This window comes from Actinoplanes sp. NPDC023936 (assembly GCF_040639325.1).
In the GTDB taxonomy this organism is placed as follows: Bacteria; Actinomycetota; Actinomycetes; order Mycobacteriales; family Micromonosporaceae; genus Actinoplanes.
Genome location: NZ_JBEZZR010000030.1, coordinates 108,472 through 114,767 on the forward strand (window position 1 = coordinate 108,472; position 6,296 = coordinate 114,767).

The following is a 6,296-nucleotide window of genomic DNA, read 5'->3' on the forward strand; positions in this document are numbered from 1 at the left end:
GGAACGGGCGATGGTGCACCACAACCTGGCGCCGATCCTGATCGAGGCCGGTGAGCTGGACCCGGCCGAGCGGATGCTCCAGCACGTGCACGAGCGGTTCGTGACGCGGCTGGGTCCCGAGGACTACGAGGTCGCGGTGGCGCTGACCAATCTGGGTGTGCTGGCCGCACGGCATGGTGACCGGCCGGCGGCGCTGGCGCGTCTCGGCGAGGCGATCCGGATCAAGACCGACCGGCTTGGGCCGGAGCATCCGGAGCTGATCCGGACTCTGATCAATGCCGCCGTTGTGGCGGAGGAGGCGGGGGAGGCGGAGCGGGCCGGGCAGGCTTGGGCGCGAGCCCGGGGGATCGCGGAGCGGACGCTGCCGGCGGAGCACGAGCTGCGGCGGACGCTGCGGGAGTGGTGACGGCCGCCGCGGACTGTCGGTCCGGTGACGGGTGCTGGTTCAGCGGGCCGCCGGGGGTCGACACTGAACGGGTGGCGGGTACCGTCCTCGGCGACGTCATCGAGCAGGCACGGCGGCGCACCTTCGTGGGCCGCCGCGACGAACTGCGATCATTCGAGGACGCGCTGGCCGGGCGGTCGCCGCGGCGGGTGCTGCTCGTGCACGGCCCGGGCGGCATCGGCAAGACCGCGCTGCTGCTGGAGATGGCGGCCCGGGCGCGCGCCGCCGGCCGGGTTCCGGCGCTGCTGGACGGCCGGGACATCGACCCGTCGCCGGAGGGTTTCCGGCGGGCGGCCGACGGCCACGGATCGCTGCTGCTGGTCGACTCCTACGAATATCTCAGTGCTGTCGACGGCTGGCTGCGCCGGGAGTTCGTCCCGGGCCTGCCGGTGAACGGCCTCCTGGTCCTGGCCGGCCGCGAACCGCCGCCGGCCGCCTGGCGGGTGGACCCCGGCTGGCGGCAGATCGTCGCCATCCACCGAGTCGATCACCTCGACGACAGCGACGGCGCGGACCTGCTCGCCCACGCCGGCGTCACCGAGGCGGCGCTGCGGCAGCGGCTGCTGGCGCTCGGTCGCGGCCACCCGCTGACCCTCGCGCTGCTGGCCGACGTGGCCGACGGCGGCGCCGTGCCGGAGACCCTCGCCGAGGTCCCCGATCTCGTCTCGGTGCTGCTGGAGTCGCTGCTGCGCGACGCGCCCTCCGAAGCGCACATGACCGGCTTGGCGACGTGCGCGCGGGCCTGGCTGACCACCGAGGACCTGCTGCGCAAGACGGTCGGCGCCGACGCGCCCGAGGTGTGGGGATGGTTGCGGCGCCGCCCGTTCGTGCAGTGCCGGCCCGGTGGGCTGACCCCGCACGACCTCACCCGGGAGGTTCTCGAGGCGGAGTTCGAACGCCGGTCGCCGGACCGCTACCGGGCGCTGCACCGGATCATCCACGATCACGCGGTCGCCGGCGTCCGGGCCACCACCGGCCTGGACCGGCAGTGGCTCGCCCAGCAGCTGGCGTTCCTGCACCGGCGCAGCCCGCTCACCGAGGCCTATTTCACGCTGCGCAGCCAGGGCACGGCCGCGGTGGTGCCGGCCACGCCCGAGGACCACGCGACGCTGCTGGCGCTCATCGACCGCCACGAGGGCACGGCGAACGCGGCGCTGGCCGAGGGCTGGTTCGCCGACGAGCCGGGCCAGATGAACGTGGTGCGCACCGAGGACGGGGTCGCCGGTTTCACGTACAGCGTCTATTGCCCCTGTGGCTCGCCGATGGAGGAGCGTGACCCGGTCGTCCGGGCGATCCTCGACCACGTGGCCCGGACCGCGCCGATGCGTCCCGGCGAGCGCGTCGACATCGGCCGGTTCTGGTCCGGTGTCCGCGACGGCCAGCGGGACAAGTACGCGCTGCTGGCCGGCTCGGTCACCGCCATCATCACCTGGTGCACCGAACCGATCGCGTGGTCGTTCGTGGTGTCGGTCGACCCGGAGCACTGGGGACCGTTCTTCGGCTATCTCGGGTTCCGTCCGCTCGTCGAGGTCACGCTGGAGGGGCGGCGGCACGTGGCGTACGGAATGGATTGGCGCCGTTTCCCCGTCGAGGACTGGCTCGAGCTGATGAGCGAGCGCGAGCATCAGGGCGGCACGGGACCGCCACCGGAATCGGCGCTGCGGCCGCCCCCGCTGAGCCGGGCCGCGTTCGGTGCCGCCGTACGCCATGCCTTGCAGAATCTGCACCGCCCGGACCGGCTGGCGGCGTGCCCGCTCGTCGGCAGCCGGCTCGGCGACGGCGCCGGCGAGGTGCGCGCGAGTGTCCTGGCCGCGGCCGACCGGCTGGCCGGCACACCGAAGGGTGACCAGCTGCGGGCCGTGCTGAACCGGACGTTCGTCCGGGCGGCGCCGAGCCAGGAGGCCGCGGCCGAGGTGCTCGGGCTGCCGTTCAGCACGTACCGGCGGCATCTGGCACGCGCGGTGGACCAGCTGACCGAGCTGCTGTGGGCGACCGAGATAGGGACGGGTGAGCAGGAGTTGAGCACGGACTGACCTGGAGAACGGGTAGGCGCCGGGACCACGATGCCGCCATCGGCACATCGATGGAGGTGCGACATGGCACGGATCGTGGTTCTCGGTGCGGGACTCGCCGGTCTGAGCACGGCGCTGCTGCTCGCCCGCGACCGGCACGAGGTGACCGTCGTGGAGCGCGACCCGGCCGCGCCGCCACCGCCCACGGACACCGACACCGCCTGGAACGACTGGCAGCGGCGCGGGGTGAATCAGTTCCGGCTGCCGCACTTCATGCTGCCGCGCTGGTGGCAGCAGGTACATGAGCAGCTTCCGGAGGTCGGTGACGCGCTGCGGGCGGCCGGCGCCCGGCAGGTGAACCTGATCGGCATGCTGCCGGTGGAACGGCGTGGTCCGATCCGTCCCGGCGACGAGCGGTTCGACACGGTCACCGCTCGCCGGCCGGTGCTCGAGGCGGTGCTGTCGGCCGCTGCCGAGACCGCCGGGGTCACGATCCGGCGCGGCGTCACGGTCACCGGCCTGACCACCGGCGGGCGCACGCGGGTGCCCCGGGTGACGGGCGTGCTCACCGTGACGGGCACGGCGATCGCGGCCGACCTGGTGGTGGACTGCGGCGGCCGGCGCTCGGCGTCGAGCGCCTGGCTGCGGGCGGCCGGCGCCAGGGCGCCGGTCGAGGAACGGTCCGAGTCCGGCTTCGTCTATCACTGCCGGCACTTCCGATCGGTTTCCGGCGATTCGGGTACGGCGGAGGAACCGCCCGCGCTGACCAACCTGTTGCATCACTACGACTCGCTGTCGGCCATCACCCTGCCCGGCGACAACGGCACGTGGAGCGTGGTGCTCGCCACCGCCAGCCGGGACAAGGAGCTGCGCGGGCTGCGCGAGCCGTCCCGCTGGCACGCGGCCGCCGCCCGCTATCCGCTGCTCGCCGGCTGGACGGACGGCGAACCGATCTCCGGCGTCGACGTGATGGCCGGCATCGAGGACCGGTGCCGGCGCCTGGTGGCCGACGGCGACCCGGTCGCCACCGGCCTGGTCGCGGTCGGTGACTCGTGGGCGTGCACCAATCCGTCGGTCGGCCGGGGCGCGTCGATGGCGATGATCCAGGCGGTGCTCCTGCGGGACCTGATGCGGGAGACCGACCCGGCCGACCACGACAAGTTCGCCCGCCGTTTCGACGAGGCGAGCACGCGGGTGGTGGAGCCGCTGTACCGGGCGACCGTCTGGACCGACCAGCACCGGCTCGCGGAGATGGCCGCGGACGCCGCCGGCACGACCTACCAGACCGGCGATCCGCGGTGGGCGATGAGCAAGGCGCTGTTCGCGGCCGGCCTGGCCGACCCCGATCTGGCCCGCGGTTACGCCTCGATCGCGGCCTTCATCGCCACGCCGGACGAGGTGTTCGGCCGGCCCGGAGTCGTCGACCGGGTGGTCGCGCTCGGCATGGGCGCCCCGCGCTATCCGCTGCCCGGGCCCACCCGTGCCGAGCTGCTCGCCGCTCTCTAGTGCTGGCGGTGCTCTTCAGTGCTGGCGGTGGTCTTTAGTACTGGCGATGGTCTTTAGTGCTGGCGGTCCACGACCCGGGCCACACCGCGGGCCGTCGGGTAGTGGTTGGGGCTGCCGAGCCCGTCGAAGTCCGGGGCGGGGCGTCCGTCGACGTCCGCCTCGGCCGGGTCGCCACCGGCGGCGAGGGCGCGTCGGCGCGCCAGCACCCGGCGCACCACCAGGAAGATCACGAAGCCGACGCCGAGCCCGAGCACGACTTTCGACACCGGGCCGAGGATGCCCTCCACCCGCTCCCAGTTGTCGGCGAGCAGCCAGCCCGCGCCGATCAGAGCGCCGTTCCAGATGCCGCTGCCGATCGTGGTGAACAGCACGAACGTCTTCAGCGGCATCCGGGTGACACCCGCCGGGAGCGAGATCAAACTGCGGACGATGGGTACGCACCGGGCCGCCAGCACGAGCCAGGAGCCGTACTTCTCGAACAGCGCGTAGCCGCGCTCCACGTCCGCCCGGGTGGCCAGCACGAACCAGCGTTTGCCGGCGAGCGCGTGCAACCGGTCGTACCCCAGAAGGGCGCCGACGTAGTAAAGGACGAGCGCGCCGGCCAGCGCGCCGATGGTGGCGGTGGTCCAGACGGCGAAGACGTTGAGGTCGCCGTCACGGGCCCGGAAACCGGCAAGCGGCAGGATCAGCTCGGACGGGATCGGCGGGATGACGGTCTCGAGGAAGAGCAGCAGGCCGACGCCGATGGCCCCCAGCGCATCGACGAGCCGGAAGACCCAGTCGGTGATCAAGTCGGTGATGCCACCCACGCGGAAATCGTCTCCTCATGCGGACCGGCCGGCCGCTGCGGGCCGATTCGCCGCCGAAGATACGGGCGTAAGCTACGGACTTCCTGAGAACGTGCCCAGCGGGAACGATCTTGTCCGGCCGGGTGTTGCTCAGCGTATGAGTCAACCGCGTCTTTCGATCCTGGACCTCGCGCCGATCGCCCCCGGCGACACCGTCGCGCAAGCCTTCGCCAACTCCGTCGCCCTCGCGCAGGCGGCCGAACGGCATGGTTACGAGCGGGTCTGGTATGCCGAGCATCACAACATGGCCCGCATCGCGTCCAGCGCGACGAGCCTGCTGATCGGGCACGTGGCCGGCCACACCTCGACGATCCGGCTCGGCGCCGGCGGCATCATGCTGCCGAACCACTCGCCGCTGGTGATCGCCGAACAGTTCGGCACGCTGGCCTCGCTCCACCCGGACCGGATCGACCTGGGTCTCGGCCGGGCGCCCGGCAGCGACCAGGCCACCATGCGGGCGATGCGCCGCGACCCGATGTCCGCGGAGAGCTTCCCGCAGGACGTCCTGGAGCTGCAGGGATACCTCAGCGGCGAGTCCCGGATCGAGGGCGTGCAGGCCACGCCGGGCGCCGGGACGAACGTGCCGCTCTACATCCTCGGCTCGTCGATGTTCGGCGCCCGGCTCGCCGCCGCGTACGGCCTGCCCTACGCGTTCGCCTCACACTTCTCCCCGGGTCTGCTGCAGGAGGCGGTCACGCTGTACCGCCGGGAGTTCACCCCGTCGGCGCAGCTCGCGTCGCCGTACGTGATCGCCGGCGTGAACGTGGTCGCCGCCGCGACGCCGGAGGCCGCGCGGGAGCAGTTCGAGATCACCCGCCGGATCCTGGTACGCGGCCTGGTCACGCGTACCCCCGGCGCACCGGACTACACCGACGCGGAGATCGACGCCTTCCTGACGACACCGAACGGCCGCCAGCTCGCGGAGATGCTCACGTACACGGCGGTGGGCACCCCGGACGAGGTGGGCTCGTACCTGACCAGGTTCGCGACGGAGGCCCAGGCCGACGAGCTGATCGTCGTGCACCAGGCGACGCGCGTCGAGGACCGCCTGGAGTCGGTGGCGCTGACCGCCGAGGCGGTGCTGGGCACGCCTGTCGCGTGACTTCGTCCCGGCGCAGCTGGCTTGTCTCCCGCCCGGAGCCGGCGTGCCCAGCACCGCATTGCGTCGGTCCGAGCCGTAGCTGGGGCCGGTCATCGGGGCTTGATCACATGGCTGAGGTACGGCTCGGGGTCGCGTGCGTCCCGGAGCCGTAGCTCACGCAGGCAAAACGGCCCGGGAATCTGCCTCGGCTACGGCTCGCGTCCGGGAGCCGTAGCTCACGCAGGGCATACGGCCCGTTGACCTGCACTCGCTACGGCTCGCCGACCCGGGCCGTAGCCGGGGCCGGTTAGGACCCGTCGATTAATAACTCGCTGCTTTGATCAAGCTGGTGGGGTTGATTCCGGCGTTGCTTGCGTGTGCTGCGAGGTCGGTGCGGGTGGTCA

General features: G+C 72.5%; 5 protein-coding genes. 4 read left to right on the plus strand and 1 reads right to left on the minus strand.

What is annotated here, in order from left to right:
• Positions 1-10: 10 nt before the first annotated feature.
• The 3 genes from AB0F72_RS30665 to AB0F72_RS30675 all read left to right on the plus strand — a co-directional run bounded on the left by AB0F72_RS30665 (position 11) and on the right by AB0F72_RS30675 (position 3,963).
• Complete coding sequence (locus AB0F72_RS30665) at positions 11-406, plus strand: tetratricopeptide repeat protein (protein ID WP_360438294.1); 396 nt, start codon at positions 11-13, stop codon at positions 404-406.
• A 71-nt stretch (positions 407-477) separates the two neighbouring features.
• A complete protein-coding gene (locus AB0F72_RS30670) occupies positions 478-2,478 on the plus strand; it encodes an ATP-binding protein (RefSeq protein ID WP_360438297.1) in 2,001 nt (666 codons plus the stop codon).
• A gap of 63 nt (positions 2,479-2,541) precedes the next feature.
• Positions 2,542-3,963: an FAD-dependent oxidoreductase gene (locus AB0F72_RS30675; protein WP_360438300.1), complete on the plus strand. Its 1,422-nt coding sequence runs from the start codon at positions 2,542-2,544 to the stop codon at positions 3,961-3,963.
• 53 nt (positions 3,964-4,016) lie between these two features.
• Here AB0F72_RS30675 and AB0F72_RS30680 read toward each other — a convergent pair whose 3' ends face one another.
• Positions 4,017-4,772 carry a DedA family protein gene (locus AB0F72_RS30680; protein WP_360438303.1) on the minus strand — a complete coding sequence of 252 codons (756 nt, stop codon included), beginning with the start codon at positions 4,770-4,772 and terminating at the stop codon, positions 4,017-4,019.
• Between the two features lie 136 nt (positions 4,773-4,908).
• Between AB0F72_RS30680 and AB0F72_RS30685 the strand changes: the two genes are divergently transcribed.
• Positions 4,909-5,913, plus strand: a complete 1,005-nt coding sequence (locus AB0F72_RS30685; protein ID WP_360438306.1) for an LLM class flavin-dependent oxidoreductase — start codon at positions 4,909-4,911, stop codon at positions 5,911-5,913.
• The last annotated feature ends 383 nt before the right edge of the window (positions 5,914-6,296 follow it).